The sequence below is a fragment of the uncultured Tenacibaculum sp. genome, from assembly GCF_947504135.1.
Lineage (GTDB): Bacteria > Bacteroidota > Bacteroidia > Flavobacteriales > Flavobacteriaceae > Polaribacter.
Window position 1 is genome coordinate 101,426 of sequence record NZ_CANNGG010000006.1, and the last position, 19,113, is coordinate 120,538.

Consider the following 19,113-nt stretch of genomic DNA (forward strand, 5'->3'; position numbering starts at 1 on the left):
TTTAATATTTAATTATGACAGACTTTTTAGGTAATATTTCTCAAAAACCATTGTATGTAATTGATGCAAGTATACCTTTTAGTGAGTACATCCCAATTTCAATAGCTGCATCTAACGAGGAGTTAACTTTTGATGTTTCTTCATCAAAAGAATGGGAGGCTTATTTGGAAGATTATTTTTCAAAACATAAAAAAACAGTTGCTTTTGGGGGATATTTAGAGCAAAGAGATATTTATAGTAGAAGTGAACATTTCAATAAATTATCAGAAGAAAATCAACGAAATATTCATCTGGGAATTGATTTGTGGTGTGATGCAGGTACTGAAGTATTAGCTGTGCTAGATGGAGAAATCCATAGTTTTAAAAACAATACAAACTATGGAGATTACGGTCCAACAATTATTCTTAAGCATTCAATAGAAGGAAATGAATTTTATTCATTGTATGGTCATTTATCCTTAGAATCTTTAGAAGACATATCAGTTGGTAAAAAAGTTAAACAAGGAGATAAAATTGGAACTTTAGGAGATAGTTCTGTAAATGGAGATTATGCTCCGCATTTACACTTTCAGTTAATAATAGATATTGAAGATTATTATGGAGATTATCCAGGAGTGTCTTCAAAAAAGACGTTGGATTTTTACAAGCAAAATTGCCCTAATCCTAATTTATTATTAAAATTGCCCCATGAAACCCTCATAGATGGATTAAGCAAAACAATATAATCGCCCTAAGTAAAGAGAATGAATAAAAGTTAGGGTCAGTTAATTATTAAAATTTGAATTTTTGAAATATAGACAACTTACAAAGGAGCAGTTTGAAGGACTACACGAAGAGTTCGCACGTTTTTTAGCATCACAAAACATTGATAAAAAAGAATGGGATGAATTAAAAAAAGAGAAACCACATGTGGCAGAAGATGAAATGAATGTATTTAGCGATGTTGTTTGGGATGATGTATTAACCAAAACAGAGTACTTAGAACATTTCTCTCCAGATTTAGTAAACCTATTTAAATGCGAAGAAAATGAAATGCATCGCATTGTGATAAAAATTGATAAAGAGATTAATGTTTTAGAGCAAGAAGGATTTGAATGGCTATTAAAAAATCCAAATGATGAAGCAATTGAGTTTTTAAGAGGCTCAAAAGCATATCAAGAAGAAAGAAATGTTGAAATTTTTGACTTAATTGAGAAAGGAAGTACTATTTCTAAAGGAGAACTGTACGAGTATTTTGATCGCTTAACATCAAACTCATAAAGCCTTATTAAGTATTGTAATTAACTTATCAGTACCAGAACTAGCAACGTCTTCAATAATAGTTAAGTTATTGAAGACGTTTTTATTTACAGCAGGTTTAGGATCTATAAAATAAATTGGTGTGTTATGCTGTACATAGTTAACCAAACTAGCAGCAGGATATACTTGCATAGAAGTCCCTATAATTACTAAAATATCAGCTTGTAAAGTAATTTCAGCAGCTTTTTCCAATAATGGAACATCTTCACCAAACCAAACAATATGTGGGCGTAATTGAGCTTTTTCTTCACAAACATCTCCTAAAGCAATATCCTTTTTCCAAGGATATACTAAGTTTTCATTTTGGGTACTACGTACTTTTAATAGTTCACCGTGTAAGTGAATCACATTAGAACTACCTGCCCGTTCGTGTAAATCATCTACGTTTTGCGTAATAATATCAACTTCAAAATTATTTTCTAAAGAAACTAGATTATGATGTGCTTTATTAGGAGAAACTTCTAAAAGTTGCCTTCTACGCTGGTTATAAAAATCTAACACTAACTCAGGGTTAGCACGAAACCCTTCAGGTGAAGCCACCTCATAAATATCATGTCCTTCCCACAAACCATCAGCATCCCTAAAAGTTTTAATACCGCTTTCGGCACTAATTCCTGCCCCTGTTAATACAACCAATCGTTTTTTCATAAATATAAATTTTGTTGCAAGTTTAAGAAAATAAATACTGGGCTATCGCTCTGCGCTTAAAAATAGGAAAAATTACTATGTTTGTTGTATGATTGATGAAGGATTATTAGCCTATTTAGAAGGCTACATTACTGAGAAAAGAAAAGAAACCTTTTATAAGGTTTTAAATGAACGCACACGTCATTTCACGGTAGTGTTAGAAGATATTTACCAACCACACAATGCCAGCGCTGTGGTGAGAAGTTGCGATATTTTTGGAGTACAAGATGTGTATGCAATTGAAAATAAGTTTACGAACAAGGTTTCAAGACATGTAGCAAAAGGAAGCCAGAAATGGTTAGACATCCACCGATATAAAGAAGATGGAGATAATACCAAAGCTTGTTTAGAAGATTTACGAGCAAAAGGATACCAAATTATTGGTACTACTCCACATACTGATTCTTGTATTTTACCTGATTTTGATGTGACAAAAAAGGCGGCATTTGTTTTTGGAGCTGAAAAAGATGGGATTTCAGATTATATCAAACAAGAAGCGGATGGGTTTTTAAAAATACCAATGGTAGGTTTTACCGAGAGTTTAAACATATCAGTAGCAGCAGCTATTATTTTACAAGATGTAACTACACGTTTGAAAAGAACAGATATGCATTGGAAACTTTCAGAAGAAGAAAAGAAAGTATTGTACTTTAAATGGATAAAAAATACGATTAAAAATCCTGATAAATTAATAGAATACTACTATAAAGAACTTACTTAGAAGTCAATATTTTACATATTAATTCTTTGGTTAACGGTTGTCCGTTAGCCGTTTTTTTGATGTTTTCAAAAGTAAACACAAAGTCACAACCATTTTTATACTCAGAACATCCATAGGCAGACTTACCTTTTAAAACAGTTCCTTTATTACATTTAGGGCAGGTTATTTTTTCACTGTGATTACGAGGAGTTTGTGACGAAGTAATCTTTTCTTTTGTAGTAATTCCTTTTTTTGGTTCAAATTTTAAATTGAAGTTATCATCAAAACGAACCAAACCTTCAACTTTTTTATCGTCTTGTTTGAAGCCTTTTAAATTGGTAGTACAACCTTTGTCAAGTAAACGAATTAGTTGGTTTTCGGATATTTTTTTGTCCATAAATTCAAAAGTCAGTGTAAAATCACAACCATTTTTATAAGCAGAACAGCCATAAGCAGCACTTCCTTTTAATAATTGACCTTTTTTACATTTTGGACATTCTTTACCAACAACGGTTTTCTTTTTAGAAGTTGTTTTTTTGGGCGGTTGTTTTGTTTTTTGAGCTTCGTAAGAAATTCGTTTGGTTTTAGAACTCGAACGAACTTCATAGACCAAATCGTCTACCATTTTTTTCATTTGATTGATAAACGTAGCAGCGTGGTATTCACCACGTTCAATTTCCTTCAAACGTTTTTCCCAGAGCCCTGTTAATTCAGCAGACTTTAAAAGTTCATTGTCAATTAAATCAATTAAATCAATACCAGTTTGGGTAGGAATAATTAACTTTTTTTGGCGTTCAATATATTTTCTTCTAAATAAGGTTTCAATAATACTCGCACGTGTAGATGGTCGTCCAATACCATTTTCTTTCATCAATTCACGCATTTCATCATCATCTACTTGCTTACCAGCAGTTTCCATGGCACGTAACAAGCTCGCTTCGGTATAATTACGAGGAGGTTTGGTTTCTTTTTCAAAAAAAGAAGGTTCGTGCGGACCTTTTTCCCCCTTTTCAAAAGTAGGAAGCACATCTTTCTCTTCTGTTTTTTTAGAATCATTTCCATGCTCAAAAACAACTCGCCAACCTTTAGTAAGTATTTCTTTTCCTGAAGTTCGAAAAGGCACTTTATCAGCTTCACCTTTAACTTCGGTTTTTGAAATATCGCTATCAGGATACAACACGGCAATAAATCGTTTTACAATAATATCATATACCTGTTGTTGGTTGTATTGCAGATTGATTTCTACTCCTGTAGGAATAATAGCATGGTGATCGGTAACTTTTTTATCGTTAAAAACTTTACTCGATTTACGTATTTTTTTTCTTAATAAAGGTTGTGTTAACGAAGCATATTGTTTTAGTCCTTTTAAAATATTTGGAACCTTAGGATAAATATCATTCGGTAAAAAAGTAGTATCCACTCTAGGGTATGTAACTACTTTCATTTCGTATAATTTCTGAACAATTTTTAAGGTTTCATCTGCTGAAAACCCAAATTTGTTGTTGCAGTATACTTGTAAACCTGTTAAGTCGAAAAGTTTTGGAGCGTATTCTTTTCCTTTTTTCTTAGTAACCAAGGTTATTTCAAAATCACTTTCTTTTACCTTGTCGGCAAAAGCTTGTCCGTCTTCTTTCTTTAAAAAGCGACCTTCTTCACAACTAAATAAAGTTTCACGATATTGCGTTTGTAACTCCCAATAAGGTTCAGGTTTAAAGTTTTGAATTTCCTTATAACGATCTACCAACATAGCTAGGGTAGGAGTTTGTACCCTACCAATAGATAACACTTGTTTGTAACCGCCAAATTTTACAGTGTACAAACGAGTAGCATTTAAACCTAATAGCCAATCACCAATAGCACGAGAAAATCCCGCGTAATATAAATTATTATAATCGTCGTTGTCTTTTAGGTTTTCAAACCCTTCTTTAATTGCTTCTTCCGTTAGAGAAGAAATCCATAACCGTTGAATTTTACCTTTGTAATTTGCTTGATTGATAACCCATCGCTGAATAAGTTCTCCTTCTTGTCCAGCATCCCCGCAGTTAATGACTACATCAGCTTTTTCAAATAAAGACTTAACAATTTTGAACTGTTTCTGAATACCACTATCGTTGGTAACCTTAGTATCAAAACGTTCAGGAAGCATGGGTAGATTGTTCAAATCCCAACTTTTCCAGTGAGGCTTGTAGTCTTTAGGCTCTAAAAGTGTGCATAAATGACCAAATGTATACGTAACTGCATAGCCGTTCCCTTCGAAATATCCATCTCGTTTGGTACTGGCTCCTAAGATATTAGCAATCTCACGGGCTACACTAGGTTTTTCGGCGATACAAACTTTCATGAAAGTAATTTAGAGGGTCGAAATTACTAAATTATTTATGAATGTAGAATCTTACTTTTTATAATACTTAATATTTAAAATAGTTGGTATATTTAAAAAATAAAAAAATCGTTTTTAGCTATTTTTAAAAACAAAAAAGAATGAAAATAACAGAACTTATAAAACCTAATACATTTAATAACGAGAACCATTGGTACCCTAAGGTGCTGAATGCTACAATTCATCCAATGGTAAATTTTTTTTTAAATCTTGATAAAGAACGAATTATTGCTAGGTATTGTCACTTACATCCAAAAGTAAATGCAGAAAAGCTACGAGAAATTTTATCGTATGAATGTAAGTACTTTTTATGGGGGAGGAGCCGATTTAATTAATTCAACTTCGGCTGAAGGAGATAAAAATATGGTCATAATCGAGAATAACTCATGTCCGTCAGGTCAGAAGTCAATGCCTTTATTAGACGACAATAAAGAAGATGGAGCTTATCGTTTACTGATAGAACGAACTTTCAAGCCTATTTTAGAAAAGAAACGAAAACTTGTTAAAGATGGTAGGCTGGCAGTGTTTTATGATAAAAACTATATGGAAACATCTGGTTATGCAGCCGTTATAGCAGATGTTTTTAAAGAAGATGTTTTTCTTGTGCCTTATTATTCAGACAAAGATAACAATCATGTAAAAATAGAAAATGAAATCTTTTATCTAAAACAAGAAGATGAATGGATTCCGTTACGAGGTATTTTTAGATATGTAACCCAAAAACCATGGAATAGGTTCCCTATTAATAGTAAAACAAAGATTTTAAATCCGATTATTACCTGTTTGGCTGGTGGAAGAAATAAAATGGTTGCAGCCAAAGCATATGATATTTACAATACAGAATTACAGGAATATGGAATGAAAATAAACATTCCAGATACTATTTGGGATGTAAGCAAGAATGAAATACCGTTATGGGTGAAAGAAATGGGAGGACAAGCAGTAGTAAAAATTCCATATAGTAATGCCGGACAAGGGGTTTATACGATTGTTAATGAACAAGAGCTAGAAGAATTCATGAAGTTAGAAATCGAATATGAACGTTTTATTGTACAAAGTTTAATAGGTAATTATAATTGGAGCTCAGTAAGTACAAAAGGCAAATATTACCATGTTGGTACAATGCCAAATGCTAAAGGAGAAACATTTGTGTCAGATATTCGTATGATGATTAGTAGTACAAAAGATGGGATAAAACCATTATGTATGTATTCGAGAAGAGCCTTGTTACCTTTGGAGAATGACTTAGAAACTAGTAAAGATTCTTGGCAAATGTTAGGGACTAACTTATCGGTTAAGTTAGGTGAAAATGAATGGACTTCAGACACTAATCGTTTGTTAATTATGGACAGAAGAGATTATAATAAACTAGGTTTAGGTATAGACGATTTAATAGAAACTTTTATACAAACTGTACTTTCTACCATTGCTATCGACAAAATGTGTATTAGTTTAATAAACTCGAATAAAAAGTTTAAAAAGAAACTATTTACTTCATTAAACAACGATAGTACGCTGTTAAACGAATTATATTAAAAGTATGAGTATGGGACACCAAATTGAATATATTACTGAGTTTGATGTGAATCAAACACCTAAAAATTCTATTAAAAATTATTGGTTAAAAGTAACGTCTAACGCAATGGGAATTCCCACATGTATTCCTATTATGGTTGCTAAAGGAAAAGAAGATGGTATTGTATTAGGACTCACAGCAGCGGTTCATGGAAATGAATTGAATGGAATATCAGTTATCCAGCGATTGTTTAAAGATTTAGATACAGAAAATTTAAAAGGAACAATTGTAGGAATTCCTATTGTAAATGTACCTTCTTTTGTTAGAGGAACCCGTGTTTTTAGCGATGGTGTAGATATTAACAGAATTATGCCAGGGAAGCATGATGGAAATACAAGTGAAGTATATGCCAATCGTTTTTTGAATTTAGTAGTAAAAAAGTTTGATTATTTGTTAGACCTTCACACTGCTAGTTTTGGTAGGGTAAATTCGTTTTATATTAGAAGTGATATGAACAATGAGGTTACTAAAAAATTAGCCTTATTACAAGATGCAGAAATCATAGTGCATACACCACCTTCAGACGGAACTTTACGAGGAGCAGCTGAAGAATTAGGGATTCCGTCTATTACTATTGAAGTAGGTAATCCGCATAGTTTTCAAAAGAAAATTATTAAAAGTGGAGTAGCAGGAGTACACAATGTGTTGGCATATTTAGGAATTACCGATGATGAATATGAAACCTCGAAAAGAAATACAGTAGTTTGTGAAAAATCCTATTGGTTATATACACAAGAAGGAGGGTTACTTACAGTACATGTTGATTTACGAGATATTGTAGAAGAAGGAGATCATATTGCTACACTACGAGATGTGTTTGGTAATAAAGTTAAAAAATATTCTGCTCCAGAAAGAGGTATTGTGGTAGAGAAGAGTGTAAATCCTGTAAATCAATCGGGTGGACGTATAATTCATCTAGGAGTTATAAAATAATAAAAAGAGACTGTTTTAATAAAAGAACAGTCTTTTTTGATTTAGTAAGAAATTGAGTTGCCTTATTTTTTTGGATTTAATAAATTTTGATTTTCTAAACTTCAAGAAAAAGTATGTAAGAATACTAAAAAAAAGAAATAAACATGACACTATACTCTTTTATGCTTTCTGAAATACCGCCCACATAAAATATTGATATTATTGTTATTATAAAAGGAATAAAGAAAAATGAAGTCAATGAATAAAAAGAACTTTCTCTTACTTTTTTGTTTAAATTTAAAAAGATAAGAGCAAGCCCTATTGTTAAAAACATAATAATTTCTATCCTATTCCATAAACTATCCCAGACATATCACAACGCATCCTGTTGTGAGTTAAAGGTCTCATTGATTGAATGATAAAAAGTAAATAATTCTTTTCCTTCTTTATTATAAGAAAGTTCTAGAGAGGGCTCGCCATTAGAATGGAATCTTTTAACACTTCTAATGTTTCCGTAATCATTAAAAAAGCGTGGCAGCATAAGTAGCCTTCTTGTGCTTCCCACCATTTCCATTCACCAATTTCATTACCGTCTTTATTTCTTTTTCCTAATTCCCATTCGTAATCATCTTCATTCCATTTTGCTTCTTTGGGTACTGTATTTGGTCTTTTCATTTTCTTTTTAATAATATAATTGAATACGTATGTTTTACTTAAACACGATATTAAACTATAAGTCTTTTACATATACATTAAAATGATTACTAAATTCACTTACCTGCTTGGTATAATTGGGAGTTATCAAATTTCTGTAATTATCATAAGGCATATTATGGCCTGAGAATTTATTGATATAATACTTTAACTCTACTAGTTTTAGCTTTTTAAAATAATCTGGAACAGGATTTTCAAACCTACAATGGTCAATAGATAAACGGCTTAGGTTAGGTAAGTCTGCAATCCATAAAGGCAAGTTTTTAAAAGAGTTTGCACCAAGCGAAAGTGTTTCTAACGTTGTCATGTTTTTTATATATTCAGGAAATTCATCTACATCATGCTCCATTAAAAACTCTGTAAGTTTTAAAGTTGTAATTTCTTTTGGAATAGTCCTAATGCTGTTTGACCCCGAAAAACTCAACTTTTTTAACCTTGTAAATTGTGGTAGGGCTGCATAAGCTTCGGGCGTAAACTCATAACACATGTGCATATAGAGTCGGTCTAGTTTTGGGGCTTTCAAATTTTGAAGTCCTTCGAATGATGTACTAACCAGAAATAAATTTTCTAGTTTAGGTAAATCTACCTTAGGAAAAGTATGTAGTGAATTGTACCCATTGATAAAAAGTAAATTTAAGTTTGGCATATTGGTTAACAATGCCTTTAGGTTAGCCCCTTTATAATTTGTTAGCCTTAAAACCTTAAGCTGTGTGGCAGGATGGCTTTGCAGTTCAGTTTTGTCTTCGTTTTTATTATCTATCGATAAACGTTCTAATTGCGTACAGTGCTTAAATATTGATTCAAAAGAACCTGTAGGGCAAGTAGTATATAAGGTTTTTAAAATCGCTGGTTTTTGTAAATATAGGGTTAAGTCTTCAGGTGTATAACCTTCTTCTAGTTTTGGATAAAAAGAAAGGAAAGGAGTTGTTATTATACTGAATAAAGCTTTAGGGTTTTCTATGGTTACCCCTTCTAATCTTATCGAATCGGAATATATGCTGTTTTTACCCGCTTGTATTCCTTTTATAAATGCAAGGTTTAATTCTTCTATGTCTTGTGGTAAATAATCTGTATTTAAAACAAAATTATCACTTCGTTCTATACTGACTTTTTTAAGGTTTTGAAGTGTGCTTAAATTAGGAAGCTCCGCTAAACCTACATTGTTAAAATGCAATTCTGTTAACTGTTTGCAAGCTGCTAAATTTTCCCATAAAATATCGCTGTTATTAAGCGAAATCGCTGATATTTTTTCCAGGTTTTTTAGTTGTTCTATTCCTGTTTTTATATTTTCAAAATCCCTAAAATTACCTAAACTTAAACACTTAAGGTTAGAATAGTATTCGGCATGGCTTAGTACGAAATTTAATATACGTGCATCTCTAATACTTAACGTGGTGTTTTGGAAATGGGTTTGTGTCGAAATTATTTCTACCGTATCATCTAAAGATAACGAACTTATACTTGGAGCAAATATAATTGTATCTTTTATTTGCTTTATAAGCGGAACTTCCTGAAGCCTGATATAGGTTAATTTTTCAAGCTCACTTAGTTCATCTGGAATAGTTTCTAAAAGCGGACAATTATAAACTTCTAAGCGTTCAAGTTTTTTTAATTGAGGAATGGCCTGCGGTAACGCCTTAAGTTTAGGTAAACGATAAAACCCTATTTTTTTTAATGATGTTGGCAGTTGAAGTTCTGTGAAGTTTTCAATATTTATTTTATAGAAAGTTAAACTCTCTAATTGCTTAAGTGCCGATAAATTAAAAGGCATTTTTAAAGGTTCTTCCGCCTTAGAACTAACCATAATCTCCAACTCTTTTAGAGCTGATAACTTTACCATACTCGCAGGAATTTCTTGTAACCCCTCACAATCAATGTCAAGTTCTTCTAAGTGTACTAAATTCCCTATGGTCTCAGGTAAATGGGAATAATCTCCTTCTATTTCAAGATTTGTTAGCGATGCTATTTCTCCAATTTCAGCAGGAATACCGTTGGTAAAACCCTCATAAATATGCAAGTGAGTTATGCCTTTAAACTGGGCAATAATCGAAGGGTTTTTGTTTAGTTTTTTAAAAACTTCCTCGTCACTTAAACGGATTTCAATAAAATCAAATAACTTATACGCTTCTCCAACAGGAAAGTTAGCATCTTTGCTAGCATAGGTAATTAATGAACTTAATATTTTGGTTCTATTACCATCTTGCTCAGGCAGTTTATTTCTGGTTTTAAAAGCTTGGTTTATAGCTTGGGTACCAAATTGTTGTAGCAATTCGGTTACTTCAGAAATTACGGCTTCTTCTCTGCTGATTTTACCAATAATAAATAAGACATATAAATCATCAGAAGTATATTGTTGTTGGAGTTTTAAACGCTTAAATTCAGTATCAATATTGTGGATATCCAGAGTCATAGAATTAAATAAAAGTTTAGGATTCAGATTTAGTAATTAGCTCTATTTTTTTTAGCACAACAGGCACAAACAAAGCAAACTTTGCGTTAAACTCCTCTTGACTTTGCGCTGTATTCATATTGTTTACCATAGTTGTCCAAGTATGGTATAAAGCATTTTCGGCATTGTTAATACTTTGGGGTAAAAAAATCATATTATTTTTTTAAATATTATCTGGGAATAAATAACAAAATTAGACAATAATAGAGGGATGAAAACCCCCTGTTTTCAGCCATTTTTTATTCCCCGATTTTAGTTAGTAAAATGTATAAAGAGAGTAAACTTTATAAGAGTTGAAGAATAAGTACGCTCAAAATTTATGTTATTGAAAAGGAAGTTGGTTTATTACTCTATAGTGTCTTCGTTTATAAAACTATAACCATCATCCATTAATTTTTTTAAGAAATCGTCGAAACTATCAGCGATTACTTTTAATTCGTCCGGATCGTGTAAAAACCGCACTATTTGTCCTTTTTTCCCTGTTGAATAAGGACTAAAATCTATAAATAACTGAGAGGTTCCACCATTATTCATACAGTCTGAAAAATGAAGCCATTTAGTATTGGCATCAGCTTTATTTATGATTTTATCATCAATTTCAACACCTTCGTATGCTCTTTCAATATACTCAGAGTAGTGGCGAACTACATTTTTGTTTTGTATTATTTCTTCAGAGGATAATAGGTAATAAGGGTATTCGGAAACATCAGAACCTAAAACAAAAAATGAAATTGTTTCATCAGCATATTTTCTCCAATAGGTTCCATCTACATATTTCAGAAAGTCTATTAATGTTTTTGGTGTATCTGGAAAAATTTGCGTTAATTCATCAATATGATCTTTTTTAGCTCCTTGTATGTTTTTTTCAAAATATTCCCAGCTTTCTTTTCCGTTGTGCTTTAAATAAGCATTTTTAAGTCCTTCTAAGTACTCTTTTAATGTTCTGCTCATAGATTTTTTTTAGAGTTTTTGTTTTGATAGTTGTTATAACTTTTCATCAAATTTTAGTTTTTTATTCTTCATAGCATCTTGCCAACCATGCGGAAAAATTCCATGATTATTTTCATTTATACTATAGACAATATCTGTCACGCTATGTTGTATTTCTTTAGGTAATTGATAGAATACTTTATCAACTTGAGTATTTCTTTCATAATCAAGAGTACCATTTTGATGTCTAATAGCTCTTTTTTTGCCGTGGTGATATACTAAAATTTTTATTCGGCCATCACCTTTTCCATTCATTCCAAGTGTTCCGTATACTATTATGGGCTCAATAAGTCCGTCATTGTCAAAATCTTTTAGTTTTAGATATTTAGTCCAAAAATAAATGGCGTGTTCTTTAGGTACTTCGTTATCTTCTGGAAGTATAAAATCATTTAATTTCCATTTTGTACTAAACAGACCGTTTTTATAGGAAAAGCAATATGCTTTTATAGCATCGGAACATTTTTTACTTCCTTTACAGTTAAGGTTGTTTTCTATCATAACTATAAAGTGTTTTCCTTCTCTGTCATTATACTCGTAAGCCTTATAAATAGGATCCTCAATTTCTAGTTTCGTTTTTACACTATTGGTAAAAATTGAGTGGATTTCTTTCTTGGTTAATAATTTACTTGAAGTAATTGAGCTTTGACTAAAGCCTATGTTTGTTAGGTAAAGTACGAAAATTAGAGATAAAAGATATTTCATTTTTTTCTTTACATATAGTAAGGGAATAGAGCAACTTTTTTGGGTTTATAAGTAGGAATAGTATTTAAAAATTCATAGAAAAACCAATTCCTTTTTCGTTAGCTATTAGTTTAAATTCAGGGTTAAATTCATAGGAAGATGTAGAATTTAGAGATGAATTATATAGTTCAATAGCTTTTTTTGTTTTTTTATTAGCGCTTGAAGAAATTGGAATAGCAACTATTATAAGTCCCGCACCAATTCCAGCTAAAGTCCAATTAGCGTCTCCACCACCTAAAGACTGTCCGAGGGGAACACCAATTAAAACTCCTCCTGCACCTCCTAAAACAGTAGCTATTGTATTATTTGTTTGAGCTTTTTTAATTAAGCTTGAAGCGTTGATGTCTGGTTTCATAGTATTTACTAAATCTCTCATCGTCATTCTATTTCCGTTTTGGGTGTATTTATACCCTCCAAATACTTTTTCTACTTCTATTTTTTGAGCGTTACTAATAGTTATAGTTGCGATAGCAAAAATTAGTGATAAGATTATTTTTTTCATTGTTTTTAATTTTTGTGATTATTTAATCGTTTATTAAACCAATCGATTACCAAATTATTTAATTCACTTTTATATTCAGTAAAAAAGTGATCAGTTTCATATTTTTTTAATTCAAACTTATAATTTATTTCAGAAAGCTTTTGCGCTATTTTGTCTGCTTGTTTAGAATTCACTCTTTTGTCTTTAGTCCCACATAGAATTAGGAGACTACTACTTTTGCTTAATTCATCAGACCAATAAATTACAGAGCGTTTTTTCAATTCATCATCCTTGTTTTTCCAATAATTAGGAACGCATTCGGAAATAACTTTTGCTTCCATTTCTGGGCGGTCATATATTATTTCAAAAAGATCCGTTGGTCCATTACCAACAATAGCTGTTTTTATCTTATCTGATTTTTGAAGGGCTAAATAGGTCATCATTCCACCTCTCGACCAACCAAACATACCTATAGAATTTGAATCAGCTTTTTTTATTTCTTTTACAGTTTCAGTTAAATTCAACACGTCATTAATTTCTGTTCCTCCAAATTCGTCTTTTTCTCGATAGTTACTTCCAATTATTACATAGCCTTGCTCGGCTAATTTAGAAGTATACATAATCATTGTAGCAACGGTTAATTGATTAAAGTTTCTATTTCCTCCACGGTTAAAAATCACAACAGGATATTTTCCTTGTTTTTTTGGCTCTATAACAATTCCTTTAACTTTTAGTCCATCACTTTCATAAGTAATAAAATAGAAGTCTAAGTTTTTTAAATACTCAAAATTTGATTTCAATTCATTTTTTTGAGAAACTTTATTCCAGATAGGTGTTTCGGAAATATTGATTAGTTTTTTTGTAAGTAGTTTTCCGTTTTGAGCAAACCCCAAATTTGTTACAAGTAGGAAAAGTATTGCAGTTAGAAGTTTAGCCATTGGTTGAGGTACGGTTAATTAATTAAGTAAGTTTTTGTTAGTGATTATTTTTAGCAATTTTGAAGCTAAAAATACAAAAAAAACTCGCCAATTGGCGAGTTTCATGTTTTTAAAGAAGTTCAACAAAAGTTACTTCATTTCAGCAATAAACTCTTTGTTCATTTTCACATAATCAGCATTTCCAGCTTTTTCAGCACCAGCTAATGAAGCTTTAGCAGCTTTAATAGCTCCTTTTTTATCTCCAGCTTTAGCAAGGATTAACGATTGTTGACGTAAGTACCAAAAACGAGGTTGATCTTTAGTCATATCAACTGCTTTGTTAATCCATTCTTTGGCTTTGTTAATGTCTTTTCCTTCTTGTAAATAGTAAACAGCAGAAGAAAAATAGTCGTTAGCAGAAGGACCTCCCATTACTTGTGCAATACTTTCTTCAACAGCTTTATCTGTTGGAGTATTAAATTTTACACCAACGTAAGCATTTTCCCAAAAGATACCTAACACAGCAGAATCGTTTGTTAAATCGTCAATAGACATTGTAAACGTTTCAATTTTCATTGGCATAGCCTCAACTTTAGCAGAAGTAGACACAGCTACTTTTGCGTCGTCCCACTTTTTAGGAGTTCCCCAGTTATTAGTATCAGAATAAAAAATTACTTCCCAAGCATCTTTTCCTGGTTTTGTATATAAAGCATATGTACCTTTTTTTAATGTTTTACCGTCAATAGTAACATCATCGCTAAAAGTAACTTTAGTGTTTTGATTAGCTCCTGTTCTCCAAACTTTTCCAAAAGGAACCAAATCTCCAAAAATGGCTCTTCCTTTCATGCTTGGTCTTGAATATTCAACAGTAACATCGGTTAAACCTACTTTTTGCTCTATTTTAGAAGCAGGACTCGGAGCTGGTGTTTTTAATTGGGCAGTAATGTTTGTTGATAAGGCAACAACAAACAAACTCAAAAGTATTTTTTTCATAATGATTGGTTTGTTTTAAATTTAGTTTTGTTAAAATTACAAGGAATTCTTCGGATTAATGTTAACAAAAACTTAAAATACGGTAGGTTTGTTTTAATTGATATTTGCAATCATGAAAAAATATATTTCTGAATTTATAGGAACTTTTGCCCTTATTTTCTGCGGAACAGGGGCGATGACTGTTAATGAGGTTACTAACGGAGCAGATTTAACGCATACAGGAGTGGCAATTACTTGGGGTTTGATAGTTATGGCGATGATTTATGCTTTTGGAGAAACTTCAGGAGCACATTTTAATCCTGCAGTAACTGTTGCCTTTGCCTATGCAAAAAAGTTCTCTTGGAAAGAAGTTCCTAAATATATCATAGCTCAAATATTAGGAGCTTTATTTGCAAGTGTAATGCTTTGGGTGTTGTTTCCTACAAGTGAGTTTTATGGTGCAACCATTCCGTCTATAGATCCGTGGCGCGCTTTTATATTAGAGTTACTTTTGACGTTCTTTTTAATGTTGACCATTGTTAATGTGTCAACAGGAAGTAAAGAAGTAGGAGTGATGGCAGGTATTGCCATTGGAGGAGTGGTTTTGTTAGAGGCTATGTTTGCTGGTCCTATGACAAAAGCGTCTATGAATCTTACTCGTTCTATTGCACCAGCATTGGTTTCTGGTCACTTAGAGCATTTGTGGTTATATATACTGGCTCCAATTTTGGGTGCTTTGTTAGCGGTGGTTTCTTGTAAATTGGTAAAAGACGATAATTGTTGTGATGAAAAGTGTTAGTATATTAGGATGTGGGTGGTTAGGAAAAGAATTAGGAATACAATTAATTAAGAATGGATATACCGTTAAAGGTTCAACAACATCAGCAGCTAAGTTAGACGAATTAAAAGCCGTTCATATTCACCCTTTTTTAGTAAATATTTCTGAAGATACTGAGATTACTGACTTTTTAGATACTGATGTATTGCTAATAGGAATTACAACTAAAAATATTAATGACTTTAAAAGATTGATTTCTAAAGTTGAAAAGAGCAATGTAGCCAACGTTATTTTTATCAGTTCAACTTCAGTATATCCAAGCTTAAATAAAGAAATGACAGAGGAAGATGATACTGTAGATTCTCCTCTAGTTGAAATAGAAAACTTATTTAGAAATAATGAAAATTTTCAAACAGCGATACTTCGTTTTGCAGGTTTGTTTGGAGGGAACAGACAACCAGGAAATTGGTTTGTTGATAGAAAAATTCCGTATCCAAAAGGGTATGTAAATATGATTCATCGTGAGGATTGCATTGCAATCATACAACAAATTATAGCGCAAAATGTTTTTGGAGAAGTGTTTAATGCTTGCGCAAACCATCATCCAACCAGAGAGGATTTTTATATTAATGCAAGAAAGTCCCTTGGAAAACCAATTCCTGAATTTGATGATTCAAAACCACTGGAGTATAAAATAATTAGTAGCGAAAAACTTCAAAAAGCATTAAACTATCAGTTTATACACAGTGATTTATTGAGTATTTAACATTTTAGCCAATAGCCAATAGCCAATAGCCAATAGCCAATAGCCAATTACTGATACTTCTTTTTTCTCCAATAAGTAAATCCGAAACCAAACAGCGCTAGCAATACTAACGGTATACCAATATTGATAAACTGCCAGTAACTTTTTTCTGCAAAAGCACGTTGTTTATCTAATAAGTTAATTTGAATAGTTTTATTACGAAGTTGAATCAATCCAGAATCATCTAATAAATAATCAATCGCATTAATTAAAAACTCTTTGTTTCCAAATTGTTCTCCTGTCCATTTATCTAACGATAAATCGTGTGGTTTTCCTTTTAAAATTTGGTTGCTTCCTATATCACCATCAGCAATTACAATCATTTTATTGGCACCACTTTCAGCTTTAAAATCAGGAGTGTTAAAAGGTTTTATTCGGTTTTTATAAGCAGAAGGAATGTTCCCTTCTAACAATACAGCTAATAATTGTGGGCCTGAAGCAAATTCGTTTTCTTTTGGTTCTTTCGCTATGCTTTGTAGCTCTACAAAATTAGGAGTCCCAATTTTCTTGGTAAGTACCGATGTAACTAATAAAGGAGTCTTTTTTAAGCTACCTTTTAACGTATCTATTTGTGTAGTGAATCGGAAACGAACAGGTGCAACATTTTTAGTAATTGGGTGGTTCGGATTGCCACTAACTAGTGGATGATAAAACCAATTTAAGTGTTGAAACTGTGTTTGATTTCCTACATTTCCTGTAGCTAAAGGAATTTTAGCAGCATATAAATCTTGAATGAGTTTATTGTTTACACGAACTTGGTAGCCAAATAATAAATCAGTTAAGTTTAAGTCACGAGGGAAAGCCAACATTTTACCTTCATTATATAAACTATCGGTATCAGCGTAATTGTTATCAATCATCCACAAACTTTTTCCTCCGTTGGTAATAAACTGATCTACTGTGAATTTTTCTTCTTCGGTAAAACGTTCAGTTGGTTTTACAATAATTGCTAAATCGTAATTTCTTAAATCTTTTAATGTTTTTTGCGGATTACTAGCAACACTATCTAGTGTAAACTTAGCCAAACGGTATTTTTTACCAACTTCACTTAGTAAACTGTATTGATAAATATCTTGTAACTCACCATTACCTGCTAAAACAGCTATTTTTTGTCTTTCTTTTTGGGTAATGTTATGTAAAGCATTAGCAAATGAATATTCTAACTTTTCAACAGCGTTTTGTAATTGAGCTTCTTGTGTTTTTGCAATGGTATTTGGTAGTAACGAAACTAATTCAGTTTTTTTACCATAAGAAACTTCAGCCCAAGGAAAAATAATAGCTTCAGATAACTTTCCATCTTCTTCTACAGTTAACTGACTAGGCATCATTCCTCTTTTTACCAAACGTTCACGAATATTATCAGGATTGATAAAACGGAAACGAATATTGGTATTTTTAGCTTGTAATTCTTCTAAAAACTGACGAGTTTCAATTTGCAAGCGTTTAAATTCCGCAGGAAAATCACCTTCTAAGAATACATGAATTGTTAGTGGAGCGTCAATTTTATCAATAAGATTCTCACTTACTTCAGATAAGGTATAACGTTTGTCCTGTGTTAAATCGAAACGTTTGTAAACTGAATTAGCGATGTAATTGACAATTAACAGTCCGATAAGGGCTAATGCAATATGTTGTAATTTCTTATTCATTTTTTAACTGTTGTTTAGTGATGAATAAAAAGAAAACGGTAACACTGATGAAATAGATTAAATCACGAGTATCTACTACACCACGACTAATACTTTTAAAGTGTTCGTTAATACCAAATTGTTGTAAGGTATATCCTGAATTTCCTAAAGAAGAACCTACAGCATCAAAACCATAGAATAAAGCAAAAGTGATAAATACACTTAAAATAAATGCCACAATTTGATTTTTTGATAGGGTAGAGGTAAACAATCCAACAGCTGTATAGGTTGCTGCTAAAAATAATAAACCTAAATACGAACCTATAGTACTACCTACATCTAAATTTCCAACAGGACTTCCTAATTGATACACAGTATACGTATAGGTTAATGTTGGTAATATGGCGATGACAACTAACAAAAGAGAAGCGAAAAACTTACCCAGTACAATTTGCCAATCGGTAAGCGGTTTCGTTTTTAGAATTTCAATAGTTCCACTATTAAATTCATCTGCGAAACTTTTCATAGTGATCGCAGGAATAAGGAATAAAAACAACCATGGAGCTAAATAAAAAAAGCTATTTAAATCGGCAAACCCCGCATTTAAAATATTGAAATTGTCTTTAAATACCCATAAAAATAAGCCATTTACAAGTAAAAATACCCCAATAACCAAATAGGCAATGGGAGAGGCAAAAAATGAGTTAAATTCTTTCTTTAGTAGTGGTAACAATGTATAACTATTTTAGTTGTTTATAATATTTAGTTATTTTCAGATAGGTATTGACTAAGGTAGCGATTCAACTTTATCAACACTCCAAGCCAGGGGTTTGTCATTAAATAATACTTTGGTTTGTGCCCAAACACCTTTAAACAAATCAGAATTTCTATAATTTTCTAAATCTTGTTCAGCATCCCAATAGCTGTAAGTAAAAAAAATGTTTGGATTAGTCTTGTCTCTGTACAGTTCTAATAAACGACAACCAGGTGAATTTCGTATAAATTCTTTTTTAGTATTGAAGTTGTTTAAAAATTCTTCAATCTTTTCTGGTTGAAAGCTCATCTTTACTATTCGTACAAACAT

General features: G+C 31.8%; 21 protein-coding genes. 8 read left to right on the plus strand and 13 right to left on the minus strand.

The features are described from left to right. Positions 1-14 precede the first annotated feature (14 nt). Together Q0663_RS12345 and Q0663_RS12350 are read left to right on the plus strand one after the other, a co-directional pair. Positions 15-725: a peptidoglycan DD-metalloendopeptidase family protein gene (locus Q0663_RS12345; RefSeq protein WP_299011558.1), complete on the plus strand. Its 711-nt coding sequence runs from the start codon at positions 15-17 to the stop codon at positions 723-725. Between the two features lie 61 nt (positions 726-786). Beyond that, positions 787-1,260 (plus strand): DUF6495 family protein, encoded by a 474-nt coding sequence (locus Q0663_RS12350; protein WP_173361020.1) that lies wholly within the window; start codon positions 787-789, stop codon positions 1,258-1,260. On the opposite strand, the gene Q0663_RS12355 is transcribed toward Q0663_RS12350, so the two are convergent. Then, positions 1,255-1,947, minus strand: a complete 693-nt coding sequence (locus tag Q0663_RS12355) for an NAD-dependent deacylase (protein WP_299011564.1) — start codon at positions 1,945-1,947, stop codon at positions 1,255-1,257. The genes Q0663_RS12350 and Q0663_RS12355 overlap by 6 nt on opposite strands. Before the next feature lie 88 nt (positions 1,948-2,035). Here Q0663_RS12355 and Q0663_RS12360 point away from each other — a divergent pair, with 88 nt between their 5' ends. Beyond that, entirely contained in the window at positions 2,036-2,707 is a 672-nt protein-coding gene (locus tag Q0663_RS12360; RefSeq protein WP_299011566.1) for an RNA methyltransferase, read from the plus strand. On the opposite strand, the gene Q0663_RS12365 is transcribed toward Q0663_RS12360, so the two are convergent. After that, positions 2,700-5,027: a type IA DNA topoisomerase gene (locus Q0663_RS12365; protein ID WP_299011568.1), complete on the minus strand. Its 2,328-nt coding sequence runs from the start codon at positions 5,025-5,027 to the stop codon at positions 2,700-2,702. The genes Q0663_RS12360 and Q0663_RS12365 overlap by 8 nt on opposite strands. Before the next feature lie 140 nt (positions 5,028-5,167). Here Q0663_RS12365 and Q0663_RS12370 point away from each other — a divergent pair, with 140 nt between their 5' ends. Genes Q0663_RS12370 through Q0663_RS12380 form a run of 3 tightly spaced genes read left to right on the plus strand, consistent with a single transcriptional unit; the run spans position 5,168 to position 7,575 of the window. Next, entirely contained in the window at positions 5,168-5,401 is a 234-nt protein-coding gene (locus tag Q0663_RS12370) for a hypothetical protein (protein WP_299011573.1), read from the plus strand. Further along, entirely contained in the window at positions 5,358-6,602 is a 1,245-nt protein-coding gene (locus Q0663_RS12375; protein WP_299011575.1) for a hypothetical protein, read from the plus strand. Before Q0663_RS12370 ends, Q0663_RS12375 begins: the two co-directional genes overlap by 44 nt. A 10-nt stretch (positions 6,603-6,612) precedes the next feature. Beyond that, complete coding sequence (locus tag Q0663_RS12380) at positions 6,613-7,575, plus strand: succinylglutamate desuccinylase/aspartoacylase family protein (RefSeq protein ID WP_299011577.1); 963 nt, start codon at positions 6,613-6,615, stop codon at positions 7,573-7,575. Positions 7,576-8,016: 441 nt separating this feature from the next. Here Q0663_RS12380 and Q0663_RS12385 read toward each other — a convergent pair whose 3' ends face one another. The 8 genes from Q0663_RS12385 to Q0663_RS12420 form a co-directional block, all read right to left on the minus strand. Next, positions 8,017-8,229 carry a hypothetical protein gene (locus tag Q0663_RS12385; protein WP_299011579.1) on the minus strand — a complete coding sequence of 71 codons (213 nt, stop codon included), beginning with the start codon at positions 8,227-8,229 and terminating at the stop codon, positions 8,017-8,019. A 55-nt stretch (positions 8,230-8,284) separates the two neighbouring features. Beyond that, complete coding sequence (locus tag Q0663_RS12390; RefSeq protein WP_299011582.1) at positions 8,285-10,678, minus strand: hypothetical protein; 2,394 nt, start codon at positions 10,676-10,678, stop codon at positions 8,285-8,287. Positions 10,679-10,694: 16 nt separating this feature from the next. Next, positions 10,695-10,871, minus strand: coding sequence for a hypothetical protein (locus Q0663_RS12395; RefSeq protein WP_299011584.1), 177 nt, complete (start codon positions 10,869-10,871; stop codon positions 10,695-10,697). A gap of 191 nt (positions 10,872-11,062) precedes the next feature. Then, a complete protein-coding gene (locus Q0663_RS12400; RefSeq protein WP_299011586.1) occupies positions 11,063-11,668 on the minus strand; it encodes an SMI1/KNR4 family protein in 606 nt (201 codons plus the stop codon). Between the two features lie 33 nt (positions 11,669-11,701). Then, a complete protein-coding gene (locus Q0663_RS12405) occupies positions 11,702-12,409 on the minus strand; it encodes a M949_RS01915 family surface polysaccharide biosynthesis protein (protein ID WP_299011588.1) in 708 nt (235 codons plus the stop codon). A gap of 64 nt (positions 12,410-12,473) precedes the next feature. After that, positions 12,474-12,950, minus strand: a complete 477-nt coding sequence (locus tag Q0663_RS12410) for a hypothetical protein (RefSeq protein ID WP_299011592.1) — start codon at positions 12,948-12,950, stop codon at positions 12,474-12,476. Between the two features lie 5 nt (positions 12,951-12,955). Next, positions 12,956-13,867 (minus strand): prolyl oligopeptidase family serine peptidase, encoded by a 912-nt coding sequence (locus Q0663_RS12415; RefSeq protein ID WP_299011594.1) that lies wholly within the window; start codon positions 13,865-13,867, stop codon positions 12,956-12,958. Between the two features lie 129 nt (positions 13,868-13,996). Further along, complete coding sequence (locus Q0663_RS12420; protein ID WP_299011600.1) at positions 13,997-14,839, minus strand: DUF2911 domain-containing protein; 843 nt, start codon at positions 14,837-14,839, stop codon at positions 13,997-13,999. Between the two features lie 112 nt (positions 14,840-14,951). Here Q0663_RS12420 and Q0663_RS12425 point away from each other — a divergent pair, with 112 nt between their 5' ends. Further along, positions 14,952-15,617 carry an MIP/aquaporin family protein gene (locus Q0663_RS12425; RefSeq protein ID WP_299011605.1) on the plus strand — a complete coding sequence of 222 codons (666 nt, stop codon included), beginning with the start codon at positions 14,952-14,954 and terminating at the stop codon, positions 15,615-15,617. Next, positions 15,604-16,362 (plus strand): NAD(P)-binding domain-containing protein, encoded by a 759-nt coding sequence (locus Q0663_RS12430; RefSeq protein ID WP_299011608.1) that lies wholly within the window; start codon positions 15,604-15,606, stop codon positions 16,360-16,362. The genes Q0663_RS12425 and Q0663_RS12430 overlap by 14 nt, the downstream gene beginning before the upstream one ends. Positions 16,363-16,409: 47 nt before the next feature. On the opposite strand, the gene gldG is transcribed toward Q0663_RS12430, so the two are convergent. The 3 genes from gldG to Q0663_RS12445 are packed head-to-tail and all read right to left on the minus strand — an operon-like array spanning position 16,410 to position 19,113. Then, positions 16,410-18,050 carry a gliding motility-associated ABC transporter substrate-binding protein GldG gene (gene gldG, locus Q0663_RS12435; protein ID WP_299011611.1) on the minus strand — a complete coding sequence of 547 codons (1,641 nt, stop codon included), beginning with the start codon at positions 18,048-18,050 and terminating at the stop codon, positions 16,410-16,412. Next, the gene (gldF, locus tag Q0663_RS12440; RefSeq protein ID WP_299011615.1) at positions 18,043-18,762 is read right to left on the minus strand and encodes a gliding motility-associated ABC transporter permease subunit GldF; all 720 of its coding nucleotides are present in this window, start codon (positions 18,760-18,762) and stop codon (positions 18,043-18,045) included. Before gldF ends, gldG begins: the two co-directional genes overlap by 8 nt. Before the next feature lie 54 nt (positions 18,763-18,816). Beyond that, complete coding sequence (locus Q0663_RS12445) at positions 18,817-19,113, minus strand: putative quinol monooxygenase (RefSeq protein WP_299011617.1); 297 nt, start codon at positions 19,111-19,113, stop codon at positions 18,817-18,819.